This window comes from Paenibacillus sp. CECT 9249 (genome assembly GCF_918697855.1).
In the GTDB taxonomy this organism is placed as follows: domain Bacteria; phylum Bacillota; class Bacilli; order Paenibacillales; family Paenibacillaceae; genus MSJ-34.
Genome location: NZ_CAKKLI010000010.1, coordinates 80,068 through 97,576, shown reverse-complemented (window position 1 = coordinate 97,576; position 17,509 = coordinate 80,068). Strand labels below are relative to the sequence as shown.

At 55.1% G+C, this 17,509-nt stretch carries 12 protein-coding genes and 1 pseudogene; 12 read left to right on the top strand and 1 reads right to left on the bottom strand.

All coding sequences use genetic code 11. From position 1 onward, the window contains the following. Positions 1 to 3: 3 nt before the first annotated feature. The 3 genes and pseudogenes from mtaB to LQ229_RS10450 all read left to right on the top strand — a co-directional run. On the top strand, positions 4 to 1,356 hold the full coding sequence (mtaB, locus tag LQ229_RS10460; protein WP_216536191.1) for a tRNA (N(6)-L-threonylcarbamoyladenosine(37)-C(2))-methylthiotransferase MtaB: 1,353 nt from the start codon (positions 4 to 6) through the stop codon (positions 1,354 to 1,356). Between the two features lie 72 nt (positions 1,357 to 1,428). Further along, the gene (locus LQ229_RS10455) at positions 1,429 to 1,860 is read left to right on the top strand and encodes an NUDIX hydrolase (RefSeq protein ID WP_216536192.1); all 432 of its coding nucleotides are present in this window, start codon (positions 1,429 to 1,431) and stop codon (positions 1,858 to 1,860) included. A 155-nt stretch (positions 1,861 to 2,015) separates the two neighbouring features. Then, a pseudogene (locus LQ229_RS10450) lies at positions 2,016 to 2,174 on the top strand (2-deoxyribose-5-phosphate aldolase); the annotation flags it as partial. Here the strand turns inward: LQ229_RS10450 and LQ229_RS10445 are convergent. Continuing rightward, a complete protein-coding gene (locus LQ229_RS10445) occupies positions 2,107 to 3,072 on the bottom strand; it encodes a Na/Pi symporter (RefSeq protein ID WP_216536193.1) in 966 nt (321 codons plus the stop codon). The pseudogene LQ229_RS10450 and the gene LQ229_RS10445 overlap by 68 nt on opposite strands. A gap of 100 nt (positions 3,073 to 3,172) precedes the next feature. Between LQ229_RS10445 and LQ229_RS10440 the strand changes: the two genes are divergently transcribed. From LQ229_RS10440 to LQ229_RS10400, 9 genes are all read left to right on the top strand, one after another. Continuing rightward, positions 3,173 to 4,543, top strand: coding sequence for a class I SAM-dependent rRNA methyltransferase (locus LQ229_RS10440; protein WP_216536194.1), 1,371 nt, complete (start codon positions 3,173 to 3,175; stop codon positions 4,541 to 4,543). 106 nt (positions 4,544 to 4,649) lie between these two features. Further along, positions 4,650 to 5,471: a radical SAM protein gene (locus LQ229_RS10435; protein ID WP_216536195.1), complete on the top strand. Its 822-nt coding sequence runs from the start codon at positions 4,650 to 4,652 to the stop codon at positions 5,469 to 5,471. A 727-nt stretch (positions 5,472 to 6,198) separates the two neighbouring features. Beyond that, the gene (gene addB / locus LQ229_RS10430) at positions 6,199 to 9,765 is read left to right on the top strand and encodes a helicase-exonuclease AddAB subunit AddB (protein ID WP_230191668.1); all 3,567 of its coding nucleotides are present in this window, start codon (positions 6,199 to 6,201) and stop codon (positions 9,763 to 9,765) included. Between the two features lie 40 nt (positions 9,766 to 9,805). Next, complete coding sequence (gene addA / locus LQ229_RS10425; protein ID WP_216536196.1) at positions 9,806 to 13,930, top strand: helicase-exonuclease AddAB subunit AddA; 4,125 nt, start codon at positions 9,806 to 9,808, stop codon at positions 13,928 to 13,930. 101 nt (positions 13,931 to 14,031) lie between these two features. Then, positions 14,032 to 14,307 carry a hypothetical protein gene (locus LQ229_RS10420; protein WP_216536197.1) on the top strand — a complete coding sequence of 92 codons (276 nt, stop codon included), beginning with the start codon at positions 14,032 to 14,034 and terminating at the stop codon, positions 14,305 to 14,307. A gap of 523 nt (positions 14,308 to 14,830) precedes the next feature. Continuing rightward, a complete protein-coding gene (locus tag LQ229_RS10415) occupies positions 14,831 to 15,193 on the top strand; it encodes a histidine triad nucleotide-binding protein (RefSeq protein ID WP_216536198.1) in 363 nt (120 codons plus the stop codon). A gap of 121 nt (positions 15,194 to 15,314) precedes the next feature. Beyond that, the gene (gene rpsU, locus LQ229_RS10410) at positions 15,315 to 15,488 is read left to right on the top strand and encodes a 30S ribosomal protein S21 (RefSeq protein ID WP_005547957.1); all 174 of its coding nucleotides are present in this window, start codon (positions 15,315 to 15,317) and stop codon (positions 15,486 to 15,488) included. 16 nt (positions 15,489 to 15,504) lie between these two features. After that, the gene (locus LQ229_RS10405; protein WP_216536199.1) at positions 15,505 to 15,948 is read left to right on the top strand and encodes a GatB/YqeY domain-containing protein; all 444 of its coding nucleotides are present in this window, start codon (positions 15,505 to 15,507) and stop codon (positions 15,946 to 15,948) included. Positions 15,949 to 16,108: 160 nt separating this feature from the next. Beyond that, complete coding sequence (locus LQ229_RS10400; protein ID WP_230191667.1) at positions 16,109 to 17,476, top strand: nodulation protein NfeD; 1,368 nt, start codon at positions 16,109 to 16,111, stop codon at positions 17,474 to 17,476. Positions 17,477 to 17,509 lie beyond the last annotated feature (33 nt).

Sequence of the window (17,509 nt, the reverse complement as noted above, 5' to 3'; positions counted from 1 at the left end):
CAAATGCCGTCGGTAGCATTTTATACATTAGGTTGCAAAGTCAATTTTTACGATACGGAAGCAATATGGCAGTTGTTCAAAAACGAAGGCTACGAGCAAGTCGATTTCGAACAAACGGCCGACGTTTATTTGATCAACACATGCACAGTCACGAATACGGGCGACAAGAAAAGCAGGCAAATTATTCGCCGCGCCGTTCGCCGCAATCCCGACGCGATTATCGCCGTGACGGGCTGCTATGCGCAGACGTCCCCGGCCGAAATTATGGACATCCCGGGTGTCGACCTCGTCATCGGGACCCAAGACCGGGATAAAATGATGCCGTATATCGAGCAAATTCAACGAGAACGCAAACCGGTCAACGCGGTGCGCAACATTATGAAGACGCGCGAATTCGAAGAGCTTGACGTGCCGGATTTTGCGGATCGGACGCGGGCGTTTTTGAAAATTCAGGAAGGCTGCAACAATTTCTGCACGTTTTGTATTATTCCGTGGTCGCGCGGCCTGTCGCGCAGCCGCAATCCGGAAAGCGTCATTGAGCAAGCGAAACAGCTCGTAGCCGCCGGCTACAAGGAAATCGTCCTGACGGGCATCCATACGGGCGGTTACGGCGACGATTTGGAAAATTACCGCCTTGCCAATTTATTGTGGGATTTGGATAAAGTCGATGGGCTGGAGCGCGTGCGCATCAGTTCGATCGAAGCGAGCCAAATTACCGAAGAAGTGCTTGAAGTGCTGAACAAATCGGCCAAAATGTGCCGCCATTTGCACATTCCGCTGCAAGCGGGCGATGACGAAGTGCTGAAGAGAATGCGCCGCAAATATACGGTGGCCGAATTCGCCGAGAAAATCGAACGGATTCGCGAAGCGATGCCGGATGTAGCGATTACGACCGACGTCATCGTCGGGTTTCCGGGGGAAACGGACGAAATGTTCCGGAACGGCTACGAGTTTATGGTAAAAATGAATTTTTCCGAGATGCACGTATTCCCTTATTCGAAACGGACCGGTACGCCGGCGGCGCGGATGGAGGATCAGGTGGACGAAGAAGTGAAGCATGCGCGCGTGCATGAACTGATCGACTTGTCGGAGCGAATGCAGCTTGATTACGCCAAGCGATTCGTCGGACAGGTGGTTGACGTCATTCCGGAACGCGACTATAAAGGGGCGCCGGGAACGGGCAAACTGATGGGTTATTCCGACAATTACTTGCAAGTCGTCTTCGACGGCGACGAGTCGCTCATCGGCAAGCTGTGCCGCGTGAAAATTACCGAGGCGGGAGTCAACGAAAGCGAAGGCCGGTTGGTGCGCGTGATCGACGACGCAGATTACGCTCCGAGGGCGGCCAATAGTTAAACATGGATCTCAACCGCCCCGTCTGGCTAAGACGGGGTGATTGTTATTTCGAGAGGCGAAGGAGGAATTCGAATGCAGGAAATTTCCGCAGGCGGCGTCGTATTCCGCAAACGGGCGGATCGGCTTGAAATTCAACTGATACAGGACCGGTACGGCAAAATTTCTTTGGCTAAAGGGAAAATGGAACCGGGAGAAACGGTGGAGCAAACGGCGCTGCGCGAAATCGCGGAGGAAACCGGGATTACCGGCCGCATTGTCGAGCCGATCGAACGGATTGCCTACCAATACAGCAAGGCGGATGGACAAACGGTCGATAAAATCGTTCATTATTTTTTGGTGGAAGCGGTCGAAGGCTCTTTGCAGGCGCAAACGGAAGAAATTGAGGGCGTAGCGTGGTATGCCCCGGAAGAAGCTTGGGACAAACAGAAGCAACACGGCTATTCGAATAACGATAATGTCTTGCGGAAAGCGTTTGAAAAATTGGGACAAAAGGCGGGACAGTAAAGGATGTGCTTACAAAACAGCTGGAAGCGAAGCGGCACGGCTTCTACAGCGTTTGTGTAAACGCGTCTGGGTGCCGGCACGCCGCGAACTGCCGGTCCGATCCGGGCGCCGTCGCCGCGGCATGCGGGCTTTCCTATCGCGCATATCTGGGGGAAGCGTCCGGCGGCGTGCGCGATACCGACACGGCGGTGCCAACGATCGAAGCGGACGCAATCCGCATCGGCACAAGTTCGGGCGCGGCGATCGTCAACCGAGCTTCTTCCATACCGGGAGGTAGCACAGCGGAAGGGCAAGCAAAGAACATACAATATTGAAGATCGTTTGCGCATGGGCGATTTGCCCGGCGGGATCGGCCGAAATCCAGGCGGAGGCGGCTTGCAAATGTCCGATCAACGGATAGAACAGGATCGCGCCTCCGACGTTGAGGGCGATATGAGACCATGCAACGAAGCTTGCGGATCGGCTCCCCCCGAAGGAGGCCATTAACGCGGTCACGCAAGTGCCGATGTTGGCGCCGAGTACGATCGCAACGCCGAGATCGATAGGAATGGCGCCCATGGCCGCCAGTCCCATCGTCATGCCGATCATCGCCGCGCTGCTGTGGATGATCGCGGTGAGGCAGGCGCCGGCGGCGATGCCCCACAGCAAGCTTTGTCCCGAACGTTCGAGAAACCAGGCGAACATGCCGTAGGATTGCAATACGGAGCCGATGGACTGCATATAGCGGATTCCGATCAGTACGAGCGCGAATCCGGCAACGGCAATCGCCGCATATTGCATCGGCTGAAGCCAATGCGCGATCCGTTCGAACGGACGAGGTGCGATTTCCGCCGCGACGACGGCCAATATCCATAAGGCGACGGCTGCTGACAGGAGCGGCCCGCCCAAATGATTAATATTCAACCCGATTAATTCGGTCGTTAAACAAGTGCCGATATTGCTGCCGAGAATAATGCCGAGCGTGCGCGGAAACGAGAGTAGCCCGGCATTGACAAGTCCGATCGAGATAACGGTAATCGCCGTGCTGCTCTGGAGCAAAGCCGTCGCTCCGGCGCTCACGACCATGCCGTGCACGGGCGTTTGCGTCGAAGAATGGACCAATTGGATCATTCGCGGACCTGCCCATAAATGCAAAGCAAATTCCATCATTTTCATGCCGAACAAAAAAACGGCCAATCCGATGCAGAGGGGTAAAATAATATCATGCAACATTTGCGGGTCTCCTTTGCGGCATAGTTATACATACTTATGAAACAAGCAAGACAACCATGACAAGCATTTCGGCATCGTTCGATGCCGGTTAGGAGGATATATGGCATCCGTCATTTTGCAGCGAAGCCGGAAGAAAAGATTGGAACAAGGGCATCCTTGGATATTCGAGAATGAAATCGAACGGGTGGAAGGGGAGCCGGTTGCCGGCGATTTGGTCGAAGTGTCGAATCATCAAGGGCGATACCTCGCGACAGGTTATTTCAATCCGCAATCGAAAATAACGGTGCGCATCGTCTCGTACGCGCCGATCGAACGGATGGACCGTTCATTTTTTGCCGAACGCTTCCGCCGCTGTCTGGAACATCGTTCGCGCTTTCTCGGCGAGGCGGACGCTTATCGGCTCGTTTACGGGGAAGCCGATTTTTTGCCCGGATTGATCGTGGACCGATTTGCGGATGTGCTGGTCGTGCAACTGCTGACGCTCGGCATGGATCGGCGGCGGGAAGAGATTGTCGGGGCGCTGGTTGACACGGTGCGGCCGAAGGGCATCTATGAGCGCAGCGACGTGGCGATCCGGGAATTGGAAGGCTTGGAGCAGAGAACGGGCGAGTTGTACGGCGAATGTCCGCGCCATGTCACGGTTACCGAGAACGGACTGAAGATCGAGGTAGACATTGTGGAAGGGCAAAAAACGGGCTACTTTTTCGATCAACGCGAAAATCGCGCCTCGATCGCGCCGTTAATGGCCGGCTGGGGAGCGCGCAGCGGGATTGCGCTGCGGGAGGTCGAGGAAGACGGCGTGCTGCAGCGCCGGCCTGTCAATGCGAACGGCAAAACGGTTACGTTCCCTTATTGGGACGGAGCAACCGTTCTGGAATGTTTCTCCCATACGGGCAGCTTTACGCTGCACGCATGCAAATACGGCGCCAAGAAGGTAACCTGTTTGGACATCTCCGAGCATGCGATCGAAAGCGCGCGGCGCAATGTAGAATGGAACGGATTTACGGATCGGGTCGAATTCGTCGTCGCCGACGCATTCGATTATTTGCGCAGCCAGGTGAAAGGCTTGGAGGAACGGACCGAACGCGGGGAGGGACAGCGCGGCAAAGTGGATACTTCCAAGCCGTTGACGGCCGGCGGCGGACGCACTTGGGATGTCGTCATTCTCGATCCGCCCGCGTTTGCCAAGACGAAGAGCGCAGTGGCGGGCGCTTGCCGCGGGTACAAGGACATTAATTTGCATGGCATGAAGCTGGTCAACGAAGGCGGATATTTGGTGACGGCAAGCTGTTCGTACCATATGCGCCCGGACTTGTTCCTGCAGACGATTCAAGAAGCGGCCGCCGACGCGGGCAAAATATTGCGCCTGATCGAATGGCGGGCCGCGGGCAAAGACCATCCGCAAATTCTCGGCGTCAACGAAGGGCATTACTTGAAGTTCGCGATTTTCGAAGTAAGAAGCCGGTTGTAAACGGCGATGCGTCGAAAGCGTCGGTAAGCCGGTAAGGATGTTAGACAATAAGGATGTTAGATGATAACAGACAGTTAGGTTCGAACTTGAATGGGAGGCGGAAAACATGAAAATCGAGGAGACGCGGAAGCCGCCGAGCCGCATTTTGACTGCGACGGGCGGTTTTCTGGCAGGCTATAGCCATTCTCTCAATCCATACGCCGGATGTTCGTACGGATGCTCCTATTGTTATGTGCGCAAGCTGCCGGTCGCCATGTTTCGCGGATTGGAGTGGGGCGAATGGGTCCATGTGAAGGAAGGCGCATCGGAGCGGCTGCGCAAAGAGCTTCTTTCGGCGAAAAAGAAAGGGCCTGTCACGATTTTCATGTCTTCCAGCACCGATCCTTACCAACCGATCGAGCATCGTGAACGATTGACGAGATCGCTGCTGGAGACGTTGGCGGAAAATCCGCCCGAATTTTTATTCGTACAGACGCGCAGTCCGCTCGTTGTAAGAGATATCGATTTATTCGCGCAATTCGGGGACAACATTCGCATTAGCGTGACGATCGAGACCGATTCGGACGAGATGCGGAAGCTGTTTGCGCCGGCGGCGCCACCTATTGCGGCGAGATTTGCCGCTTTGCGGAAATTGTCGGCTGCGGGACTGCAGACCCAAGCGGCGGTCGCCCCGGTGCTTCCAAGCTCCGATCGTTTCGCCTCCAAGCTTGCGGAAGTGACGGAACGGGTGTGCCTGGACGATTATTTCCAAGGCGACGGCAGCTTCGGCAAACGGACGGAGCAGCTCGGCATCCGCGCCATTTACGACCAACACGGCCTGTCGGAATGGTATTCTCCCAAGGCGACGGCCAAAGTGCTGGAACGATTGCAAGCCGTATTCCGCGACGATCAAATCCGTTTGAATCAGGAAGGGTTCGCGCCTTCTTGATCGACCGGAGGCATCCGTCTGCTGGAATCGGTTGCATAATAGATCGTACCTGAACTCCCGTAGATTGTAACGGACTTCGGATACGTTCCCATATGAACGAAACCTGTCAACCCCTAGCTCGTACGACGATTTTTTTACGCTTTAAAGTAAGCCTGTACGTAACGCGCAAAATGACGAGTCGGTTTCGTTCATTGTAACGAATCGACGTGTCAAGGACCTTTCGGCAATGCTAATAAGCGCATCTGTGTGTCCGTGTTAAACGAACAAACGGCTCAAATCCGATTTGTGTACAAAATTTCGAACAAAATCGACTGGTTCGATGCGTGCTCCGCTTGTTTTGTACGATTTTTCGCATACAATTACAGGATGAGGGCACAAATCATCGTTTGTGTATGAAATTTCGAACAAAATCGACTGGTTCGATGCGTGCTCCGCTCATGTGTATGATCATTTTGCCCGCTTTTCCGGCAAATCGTTATAATGAACGAAACCGACTCCGATCGAAATGGAGGTCTTTCATTGCCTCAGAATCTACCATCCCGCGAATCTCCTTCGCTCTTATTGACGAACAAACTGCCTGCAACCTTTCGGTCAACCGCTGGATGATTTCCATAGAGTTGCCTTACCAGAATGGAATCCAACTTTCTCCACGCCCAAATACGGTGCATTTTACAGCAATTATGTTAAAATAGGGCTAATCTATTCTATGTCGAAAGAGGGCGGAATGATGTCGATTCAATTTGTCATTGGCCGCTCGGGAAGCGGGAAAACGCGGCATTGCTTGAATCGGATCCGCGATAAGCTGCGAAGCGATCCGGACGGGAATCCGTTAATTATTCTCGTCCCCGAGCAAGGGACGTTTCAAGTCGAGCATGCGCTCGTCAGCTCGCCGGAATTGCAGGGAACGATCCGGGCGCAAGTGCTCAGCTTCCGCCGTTTGGCGTACCGGGTCATGCAGGAAACCGGGGGAACGGCGTTCGTTCCGATCAATGATGACGGCAAGAAGATGCTGCTGTACAAAATGATTCACCGCTCCAAACGGGAACTGCGTCTTTTCCATACGGCGGCGGATCAGATGGGGTTCATCGACCGCTTGAACGATCTGTTCAATGAATTGAAACGCTATTGCATCGACCCGGAACGTCTGGACGAGCATGCGCAGTTTGCGGCGGAGCATATGAAGGGGCATACGCTGATCCAGGATAAGCTTCACGATATATCGCGAATTTATCGCGAATTTACCGGCGCGCTCTCGCAGCATTATGTCGATTCGGAGGACATGCTCGCCATGCTGGCGCAAGGGATGGAGCATTCGGCATACATACGCGAAGCGGAAATATGGATCGACGGCTTTCACGGTTTTACGCCGCAAGAGCTGCAGGTGCTGGAGCAGTTGATTCGGACCGCTGCCGGCGTAACGGTCACCTGCTGTCTGGACAAACCGTACGATCACGGGGAGAAGCCTCATGAGCTGGAGCTGTTTCACCCGACAGCCACGACGTATATCCAGCTGAAAGAGATGGCGGAACGATCCGGCGTGGCGATCGAGGAACCTGTCGTATTAACGGAGACGCCGCTGCCCCGATTCGCAGACAATGAAGCGCTGGCCCATTTGGAGCGGGCTTACGACCGCCGTATTCCTTGGAAAGCGCCGCATGCGAAGGCATTGACCTTCGGCGGCCCGGAATGCGGAATATCGCTGCATGCCGCGGCAAGCCGCCGGGCGGAAGCGGAGGGCGTCGCGCGCGAGATGCTGCGGCTTTCGCGGGAGCGAGGCGTTCGTTGGCGCGATATGGCCGTTATGGTGCGGAATATCGCCGATTACGAGCCGTTGATCGCAACTGTATTCGCGGATCATGAGATTCCGTATTTTCTCGACCAGAAGAAAAACGTGCTGCACCATCCATTGATCGAATTTATTCGCTCCGCCGTGGAAATTGCGGTCCGCCATTGGCAGTACGACGCGGTGTTCCGCTGCGTGAAGACGGATTTCCTGCTGCCGGAGGACGGTTCGATCGGAAGAGACGATATGGACCGGCTGGAAAACTACGTGCTTGCGGCGGGCATCCGCGGCTCGCGCTGGACGGACGGCAAGCCTTGGCGGCCGCTCTATTCGTCTCTCGATCCTGATCAGCCCGAGGAGCGGGAGCCGGAGGGACAAGCGCCCGAATCGATCGAACGATGCCGCATGCAAATTGTCCGGCCGCTGCATGCGTTCGAGAAAGCGTTGAAACATGCCGCCAACGTTCGCGGAATGTGCGAAGCGGTCTACAGTCTGCTCGTTCGGGTCGAAGCGCCGCAAAGGCTGGACCGGTTGAGCCGCCGCTGTATTGCGGAGGGCCAGCCGCAAAAGGCGAAAGAGCATCGCCAATTATGGGGCGGCGTCTTGGACGTATTGGATCAAATCGTCGAGATGATGGGCGACGAACAACTCGCGCCGGAGTTGTTCGCGGGAATACTGGAAACCGGCTTGGAAAGTTTGAAGCTGGCGCTCGTTCCCCCCGCGCTCGATCAGGTTTTGATCGGAAGCATGGATCGGACGCGTGCCGGGCAGGTGCAATACAGCTTCTTGCTTGGCGTGAACGACGGCGTTATTCCGGCGCGGGCGGTAGAGGACGGAGTGCTGACCGAACAGGAGCGCGAGCGGCTGGCTGGTATCGGTATGGAACTCGCTCCTGGCATTCGCCGCAAGCTGCTAGACGAACGCTTCGTCATCTATAACGCGATTACGGCGCCGAGCCGGCATTTATGGGTCAGCTATCCGCTGGCGGACGAGGAAGGGAAATCGTTGTTGCCGTCGGAACTGATGCGCCACCTGCGCACGATCTTTCCGGGCATTCGCGAACGATTCCTGGCGGGCGAGCCGCATGCGCAACTGAGCGTGAAAGAACAATTGGATTATATCGCCCATCCGGAACGAGCGCTGTCTTATTTGATTGCGGAACTTCGAGGCTGGCGGCGCGGCATAGCGATGTCCGACGTATGGTGGGAGGCGTACAATTGGTTTTGCAGCCAGCCGGCCTGGCGTCCGAAATTGCGCATGCTGCTGCAGTCGCTGTTTTATAAGAACGGCGCGGAATCTTTGCAGGAGCGGACAAGCCGCAGCTTGTACGGCAAACATTTGCGGGCGAGCGTCTCGCGCATGGAACGGTTCGTCTCGTGTCCGTTCGCGCATTTCGCATCCCATGGACTTCGGTTGAAAGAAAGGCAATTGTACCGGCTGGAAGCGCCGGATATCGGGCAGCTGTTTCACGCGGCGTTAAGCCAAATGGCCGTACGAATGAAGGAGGACAACCGGCGCTGGGGCGATTTGTCGCCGGAAGAGTGCAAGCAGGCCGCAGGGAATGTCGTCGATATGCTGGCTCCGCGTTTGCAGGGCGAAATCTTGAACAGCTCCAAGCGCTATCGCTATATTGCGCGCAAGTTGAAGGATATCGTCGGCCGGGCCGCGATCGTGCTCGGCGAACATGCGCGCCGCGGCTCGTTCGAACCGGTCGGGCTCGAGATCGATTTCGGGCCGGGCAAGCCGTTGCCGCCGCTGCAATTTACGCTCGACAACGGCTGCACGATGGAAATTATCGGCCGCATCGATCGCGTCGACAAGGCGAAAGGCGAACAAGGCGTATTGCTGCGCGTCATCGATTATAAATCGAGCCAGACGGATTTAAGGCTCCATGAAGTTTATTACGGATTGTCGCTGCAAATGCTGACGTATTTGGACGTGCTGCTCACCCACGCCGAGACATGGCTGGGGGAAACGGCGCTGCCTGGGGGCGCGCTCTATTTTCACGTACATAACCCGCTGCTGCAAACCGCGAACGGAATGTCGCGCGATCAGGCGAACGAGCAGTTGTTCAAACGCTTCAAAATGAAAGGGCTCGTGCTTGCGGACCGCGAAGCCGTGTCGCTGATGGACGCGACGCTCGATAAAGGATATTCGCAAGTGATTCCGGTCGCGGTGAAAGCGGATGGCGGCTTTTACAGCAATGCGGCGGTGGCGACGCCGGAACAATGGGATACGCTGCGGCAAGCGGTACGGGGCACGATCCGCCGCATCGGCACCCGAATTACGGACGGCGAGGTTGCGATCGAGCCGTACCGCATCGCGCACAAAACCGCATGCGCCCATTGCTCGTTTAAGCCGGTTTGCCAATTCGACGAGTTGATCGAAGGCAATGAGTTCAATTCGCTCTTGAAGCCGGACAAAGAACAAGTGTGGTCGCTGCTGGAAGATGCGGGGAAAGACGGCTCCGCCGCGGCGGCGGAAAGCGCCGAGCGGCCGAAGCGGGAGTAAACCGGCCGTGTCATGTTACAGAAGCGAAGGAGGACCGGCGATGGACATGATCGCAAAACCTGAGAACAGCCAATGGACCGACGACCAGTGGCAAGCGATTGCGCGGCAAGGCGAGAATATTCTGGTTGCGGCGGCGGCGGGATCGGGCAAAACGGCGGTGCTCGTTGAACGGATCATCCGTAAAATATGTTCGGAGGACGAGCCGATCAACGTCGATCAACTGCTCGTGGCGACCTTTACGAAAGCGGCTGCCGCGGAAATGCGCGAACGGATTCGCGAAGCGTTGGAGAAACAGCTCGAGCTGCGGCCGGAAGCGGAGCATTTGCGCCGACAGCTCGCCTTGATGAACCGCGCCTCGATTACGACGCTGCATTCATTCTGTTTGGAGGTTATCCAGCGTTATTTTCAATTGATCCCTCTCGACCCGGCCTTTCGGATCGCCAACGAGACCGAGGCGGAATTGCTGCGGCAAGAAGTGCTCGAAGAGCTGTTCGAAGACCGTTATGCATCCGAGCCGGAAGAGAGCGGGTTTCGCCGGCTGGTCGACTGGTTTAGCGGGGAGCGCAGCGACGAGGCGATGTTCCGTCTCGTGCAAGGACTGTATGATTTTTCGCGCAGCCATCCGTGGCCGGACGATTGGCTGCGAGCCATGGCGGCGTCTTTCGGCGTCCAAGATGTGGAATCGTTGGGGCGGAGCGCTTGGGCCGCCAGCATTATGGCCGATGTCCGGCTGGCGTTGAACGGCGCGGCCGGCCTGTTGGAACAAGCGAGGCAAATTGCCGGATTGCCCGGCGGCCCTGTTCCTTATACCGAGAATTTAACGGAAGATATGAATGTCGTATCGGCGCTGCGCGCCGCGGCGGAACGGCAGCCGTGGGAGACGATGCACGAAGCGTTCGCCCAAGCCGAATTCGGCAAGCTGAAGGCGTGCAGGGGAGATCAATACGACAAAGAGCTGCAGGACCGGGTCAAGCAATTGCGCGAACAAGCGAAAAAACAAATCGGGGAATTGAAGGAACAGCTGTTCCGGCGGCCGCCTGAGGCGTTTTTGGCGGAAATGCAAACGATAGGCCCGTTAATGGCGGAATTGTCGGAGTTTGTCATCGAATTCGGCAGCCGATACGAACAGGCGAAACGAGATAAAGGTTTTGTCGATTTTTCCGATTTGGAGCATTATTGTTTGAAAATTTTGCGCCATCCGGACTCGACGTTCGAACGAACGCTGCCTTCGGCCGCGGCGCTGGAATACCAGACGCAATTTGCGGAAGTGCTGCTCGACGAATATCAGGACACAAATATGGTGCAGGAAGCGATCGTGGAATTGATTTCCCGGCCCGGGGCGGGCAACCGCTTTATGGTCGGCGACGTGAAGCAGAGCATTTACCGGTTTCGGCTTGCCGAGCCGGGACTGTTTCTGCAGAAATACAAGCAATACCCTACCGTAAGCGAAGGAGTCGGCTTGCGCATCGATTTGGCGCGCAACTTTCGCAGCCGCCAAGAAATTGTCGACAGCGTAAACTGCATATTCCGGCAGACGATGAATGAAAGCGTAGCGGAAATTTCCTACGACGAACGCGCCGAACTCGTATGCGGAGCGAACTATCCGGTCGGGGAGGCGGCATTCGGCCAAAATTACGCGGCGGAGCTTCTGCTCATCGAGCGCGCGGGATCGGGAGATGCCGGCGAAGAGGTCGAACGGGACATCACGGGAGGATCCGAGCCGGAGACGGAAGAAGAAGAGGACGGACAAGGCGCTCCCGCCAAGCTCGATAAGGAGGAGATGGAAACGGCGCGGCTCGAAGCCCGCGCCATAGCGGCCCGGATTCGCAGCCTGACCGGCGAGAACGGGAAGCCGTTCCAGGTGTTCGATAAACAAACGAAATCGATGCGTCCCGTTACGTACCGGGATATCGTCATATTGCTGCGGGCGACGCAGCAATGGGCGCCTCTCATGATCGAGCAGTTGCGGCTCGAAGGCATCCCCGCCTATGCCGAACTGAACACCGGATATTTCCAGGCGACGGAAGTGGAAGTCGTTCTGTCGCTGCTGCAAACGATCGACAATCCGCAGCAGGATATTCCGCTAGCCGGCGTGCTGCGCTCGCCGATGTACGGATTGTCGGCGGAGGAGTTGGCGCAAATCCGCATTCAAGGGAAAGGGATGCCTTTCTATGACGCCGTGCGGCAATGGGTCGACTCGGACGCGATAGCAGCGTCAGGCGGAGTTTCGGAAGAGGCGCGCGCGGATATTGCGTTGGCGGAAGCGGCCGCAGCCGTCGAGGATGCCGGCGCCGCAACGCAGCGTCTTGCCGCAGACGAATTGTCCCGTGCGGCCAAGGAGCGGGCGGCATTCGCTGCGGTTGACGCGGATACGGCCGGCCATGAGAACCTGAGCGGGAAGCTGACGCGGTTTCTGCGGCAGCTCGAAAGATGGCGCGACGAGGCGCGCCAAGGCTCTTTGGCCGAGCTTATTTGGCGCATATACCGGGAGACGGGATATTACGATTGGGTCGGCGGATTGCCGGGCGGGACGCAAAGACAAGCCAATTTAAGAGCGCTCTACGACCGGGCCCGCCAATACGAATCGACCTCGCTGCGCGGATTGTTCCGTTTCTTGCGCTTTATCGAACGAATGCGGGATAGCGGCGGAGACTTGGGTACGGCCAAAGCGCTCGGCGAGCAAGAAGACGTCGTGCGCATTATGACGATCCATAAAAGCAAAGGCTTGGAATTTCCCGTCGTTTTCGTCGCCGGATTAAACAAACGATTTAATCAGCAAGATATTAGCTCCGCCTTTTTGACTCATAAACAGCTTGGATTCGGGCCCAAGTTCGTGGATCAAGAGCTGCGAATCAGCTATCCTACATTGCCGAGTTTGGCGATCGCCCGCCAAATGAAGATGGAACTGCTGGCGGAAGAAATGCGCGTCCTCTATGTTGCGCTGACGAGACCGAAAGAGAAGCTGTATTTGGTCGGTACGGTCAAAAATATGGAGAAAACGGCGCAAGCCTGGGGACAAGCGCTCGACCGCGAGGAGCTGCTGCTCCCGGACTATATGCTGGCGAAAGGACGCAGCTATTTGGATTGGATCGGCCCGTCGCTTGTTCGTCATCGCGACGCCGAACCGTTGCGCCGGTTCGGAGGCATGTCCGGCCCCGGAGCGGCATGCCTTGCCGAGGATCGCTCCTTATGGCGCATCACCGTGCTGCAAGCCGGCGAAGTGCAGCAATGGGACGCTGCGGGAGCCGCAGCCGTCGATCAGGATGAAGAGTATGCGGAGAAGCTGCATGCCGTTATAAATTTGGAGCCGTACGTTGCGGCGCCTATATCGGATCGCGAATCGACAGACCCCTTGGCTGCGGACGATCCAGCGAAGGATCGGACGGAGATCGCGCGCAGGCTCGAATGGACATACCCGCATCGGCGCTGGAGCGGAATCGCCGCAAAGTCGTCGGTGTCGGAGATGAAGAGGCTGCTGGACTGGGAAGACGAAGAAGGAATTCCTAACCTGCTGACGGATATGGCGATGGAGAAGGAAGCGCGGCAAGAAGCTGCGGACGATTCGCTTTCCCTTCATTTGCGGCGGCCGCGTTTTATGGAGAAACGGAAATTGACGCCGGCCGAACGGGGAACGGTGTATCATCTTGTCATGCAGCATATGCCGATTGCGGCGGCTGCGGAGGTGCCTGTCGTCGAGCAAACGATGGATGAGTTGATTCTGAAGAAGATGTTGACGCAAGAGCAGCGGGAGGCGATCGACGCATCCAGTGTGGCCGCGTTTTTCGCGGGCGAAATCGGCCGGAGAATGGCCCGGGCCGAGTGGGTGAAGCGGGAGGTGCCGTTCAGCTGCGGATTGCCGGCGCATATCGTCTATCCTCAAGTCGCTTCGGCGGGCCAGGACGATCCCCGGGCGCAAAATTCGGACCATGAAACGGTGCTGATCCAAGGCGTGATCGACTGTATTTTTGAAAGCGAAGGCTCGTTAGTGCTGTTGGATTATAAAACCGATCGAATCGCCCCGGGCGGGGAAAACGTACAAGCGGCGGCGGAACGCCATCGTTTCCAATTGGAACTGTACGCGCAGGCGATCGGGCAAATCTGGAAGCGGCCCGTACGGGAGAAGATTATATACTTTTTCGACGGTTGCCATATCGTTTCGTTGTAGGGCGCACGACGCTAGCCTATTTCCCTTCGCTCCGGTAGCCGCAGGCCTATAGATGAATATCATAGAGTATCAGAATTCATCTTGGGAGGTTAAACGGTCGTATGGAAAAAAGTCATGCATATGAAATATGCGTCAAACATATTCATCGCTACGTCCGTGTGCAGATGAGGGACGGCTGCTATTACGAAGGGATTATCGAGAAGGTTGACGAGAAATACTTATATTTGGCCGTTCCGATCGGCGGCGAACCGTATCCGATGCCGAGAGCCTTTACTCCTTATGGATACGGATTTTACCCGTATTATCCGATTCGCTTCAGAAGGTTGATTCTTCCCCTTGCGGCTTTGCTGGTGTTATCGTTAATTCCTTATTATTGATTGCGATTTGTTCTGAACCTTTAAGCGTCGAGCTTAAAGGTTTTCTTATAAAGGGGAAGAAGGGGGGAGAAGTCTGTTGTCTGGAAGGGGGGCGAAAATGGCCGATTATCCGTCGCTTATTGGAATTTATCCAACCGAATTACCCTTTTCGACTCCACCCCCCCACTCTCCATTGGAATCTGTCCAATAAAATCTTCTTAAATAGAATGAAAAAACGAAAATTGGCTTGGGTTTATTGGATATTTTCCAACGGTGGCGTATTGTTAATCCTAAAATTTCCAATCATATTGGGCATATTCCAATGATCGACCGCCGCTGTCCGGAAGATTGCCGAAAAGCTGTATTCGACTCACAGCGCCCCGGTTGGCTCGTCTGGATCCGCATGTTAGACGGAGCGAACAGGCAGGACAGCGGTTCTCCCCCTTTTGCTCGATAAGACGTTGCGTCTGCCTTCCTCTTGAATGTGACGATGCAAATTAGGTATGATGGAGGGAAAGAAAATACGAATGGGGGTACATAATTGATGGATTGCATTTTTTGTAAAATTGTCGAAGGTTCGATCCCGTCCCGCAAAGTGTTCGAGAACGAGCTGGTGTTGGCTTTCCACGATATCCAGCCTGCGGCGCCGACGCATGTGCTCATTATTCCGAAGAAGCATATCGCCGCGATGAACGACGTGCAGGACGAAGATTTGGCGTTGATCGGAGAAATTCACCGCGTGGCGAAGCAGATTGCGAAAGAGCTCGGCATCGCGGATTCGGGATACCGTCTCATCAACAATTGCGGCCCGGACAGCGGCCAAGTGGTATTTCACATCCACTACCATCTGCTCGGGGGCGCAAAGCTTGGCGCGCTGGTCGGAACTTCCGCGTCCCATGCGGAGTGATCGGTTCCGAGGAAAACGATGTACGGGCGAGGTTGACACTCTATTTCTTTTTAACATATAATGTAGTTTGATGAACCGTGTTATTCGTCTTGGACGGTCTGGTCGGAGGGAGGGAAAACTGGTGTCTGAAACGAAAGTTCGCAAAAATGAGACAATTGATGCTGCACTTCGTCGCTTTAAGCGCTCCATCGCTAAGGATGGCGTATTGGCTGAGGTGAAGAAACGTAAGCATTATGAAAAGCCAAGCGTAAAGCGCAAGAAAAAGTCCGAGGCTGCTCGTAAGAGAAAGTTTTAGGAGGATCTACACAACGATGAACTTAAGCGAACGATTGAACGAAGATATGAAGCAAGCGATGAAAAGTCAAGACAAGTTCAAACTCTCCACCATTCGAATGGTTCGTTCGGCGATTAAAAATCTTGAAATAGATTTGAAAAGAACTTTGGATGACAATGAAGTGCTTGAAATTCTAGGTCGTGAAATCAAACAGCGAAAAGATGCCCTCCAAGAATTTGAGAAGGCGGGTCGTGACGATCTTGCCGAACCTTTAAAAGCAGAAATCGAAATTATTGGTCAATACCTTCCTGAGCAGCTTTCCGAAGAAGAAATTCAAGTGATCGTACAGCAGACCATCCAGGAAACCGGTGCTTCTTCGAAAGCGGAAATGGGAAAAGTAATGAGCGCCTTGATGCCGAAAGTGAAAGGGCGCGCGGACGGTAAGACGGTGAACCGTTTGGTTCAACAATTTCTGCAATAAACGATTCCAAATTAAAAACACTCCTAGCGATAGGGGTGTTTTTTTCATTTTTTCGCAACTGGACGTTGGAGATTCGCGATGTTGTGATACAATAAACACGAAACGACTTGGGTGATCTTGCGTATTACGTAGTAACTTGAAAGGAGGATCGCGCTTGCATATGATGATGAAACGCCTCGGTTTTGCCGTTGTCGCCGTATTGATGACGCTTCTTGTGACGGCAACCGTTTTTACGGGCCGGCCTGCCGCCGCTTTTGCGGAGGGAGCGAACGGGTCCGTTGACGGATACGTGTATGTGATCCCGGTAAAGCAGGAAATCGATTCCGAATTGCAAAGGTTTATGGAGCGGGCTTTTGCGGAAGCGCATCAAAATAAGGCCGGCCTAATCCTGCTAACGATGGACACGCCCGGAGGCCATTTAACCAATGCTGAGCAGATCGGCGCCTTAGTGGAAAGCTCGAAAATTCCGACCGCTGTATTTATTCAGGGCAAAGCGGCTTCCGCAGGAAGCTATATCGCTTTGAACGCGGATAAAATTATGATGACGCCGGGAAGCGTTATCGGCGCCGCCGCGCTCGTGGACGGCTCGGGCAAGCTTATTGAAGATCCGAAGTTGATCGGGCATTGGTCCGCTGAAATGCAGGCGGCGGCCGAGGCGAACGGACGCAACAAGGCGATCGCCGCAGGCATGGTCGAAGTAAACGCCGTCGTGGAAATGAAAGAAATTAACAAAACGAAACAAAAGGGTGAAATTATTTCGTTAACGGCCGCCGAAGCGCTGCAGGTCGGATTTTCGGACAAAACCGCCAATTCGCTTGAGGAAGCGCTGCAGTGGCTTGGAGCGTCGCCGGATCGGCTCGTTCACGTCGAGTTGACATTTTCGGAGAAATTGGCGGCCTGGCTCACCAGTCCGGTCATTTCGACTCTCTTGTTGTTTCTTGGGATAGCCGGCGTTGCCATTGAGTTGATCGTCCCCGGCTTCGGCGTTCCCGGAATCGTCGGACTGCTGTCGTTCGGCTTATATTTCTTCGGCAATTATGCAGCGGGATTTGCCAAGAACGAATCGCTGCTACTGTTTATCGTCGGCATCGTTCTGCTCGTATGCGAGCTGTTTATCCCCAGCTTCGGCATACTGGGCATACTAGGCTCCGTCAGCTTGATTGCCGGCGTCGTTACGGCGGCCTACAGTACGTCGAACGCGCTCGTATCGCTCAGCATCGCTTTTGCGGCCGCGCTTGTCGTCGTAATCATATTCGCGATTGTGTTTAAACGGCGCGGCGTATGGAATCGATTTATTTTGAAAGACCAGCTAACGAAGGACGCCGGTTATATTCCCGCAGAGTCGAAGGAATCGCTGCTTCACAAAGAAGGGATCAGCGTGACGCCGCTTAGGCCGGCCGGTTCCGCGTTAATCGACGACGAGCGAATCGACGTGGTGACGGACGGAACGTTCGTTCAAGCCAACAAACCGATTATTGTGGTGAAAGTCGAAGGAACCCGCATTGTCGTCAAAGAGCGTAAAGAGTAAGCCGGGAACGGCGTAGAATGAACAATTTTTAGG

What these genes read in the sequence shown, in the direction of transcription:
- mtaB (WP_216536191.1), top strand. Translation starts at nt 4, where the DNA reads ATGCCGTCGGTAGCATTTTATACATTAGGTTGCAAAGTCAATTTTTAC.
- LQ229_RS10455 (WP_216536192.1), top strand. Translation starts at nt 1,429, where the DNA reads ATGCAGGAAATTTCCGCAGGCGGCGTCGTATTCCGCAAACGGGCGGAT.
- LQ229_RS10445 (WP_216536193.1), bottom strand. Translation starts at nt 3,072, where the DNA reads ATGTTGCATGATATTATTTTACCCCTCTGCATCGGATTGGCCGTTTTT.
- LQ229_RS10440 (WP_216536194.1), top strand. Translation starts at nt 3,173, where the DNA reads ATGGCATCCGTCATTTTGCAGCGAAGCCGGAAGAAAAGATTGGAACAA.
- LQ229_RS10435 (WP_216536195.1), top strand. Translation starts at nt 4,650, where the DNA reads ATGAAAATCGAGGAGACGCGGAAGCCGCCGAGCCGCATTTTGACTGCG.
- addB (WP_230191668.1), top strand. Translation starts at nt 6,199, where the DNA reads ATGTCGATTCAATTTGTCATTGGCCGCTCGGGAAGCGGGAAAACGCGG.
- addA (WP_216536196.1), top strand. Translation starts at nt 9,806, where the DNA reads ATGGACATGATCGCAAAACCTGAGAACAGCCAATGGACCGACGACCAG.
- LQ229_RS10420 (WP_216536197.1), top strand. Translation starts at nt 14,032, where the DNA reads ATGGAAAAAAGTCATGCATATGAAATATGCGTCAAACATATTCATCGC.
- LQ229_RS10415 (WP_216536198.1), top strand. Translation starts at nt 14,831, where the DNA reads ATGGATTGCATTTTTTGTAAAATTGTCGAAGGTTCGATCCCGTCCCGC.
- LQ229_RS10405 (WP_216536199.1), top strand. Translation starts at nt 15,505, where the DNA reads ATGAACTTAAGCGAACGATTGAACGAAGATATGAAGCAAGCGATGAAA.
- LQ229_RS10400 (WP_230191667.1), top strand. Translation starts at nt 16,109, where the DNA reads ATGATGATGAAACGCCTCGGTTTTGCCGTTGTCGCCGTATTGATGACG.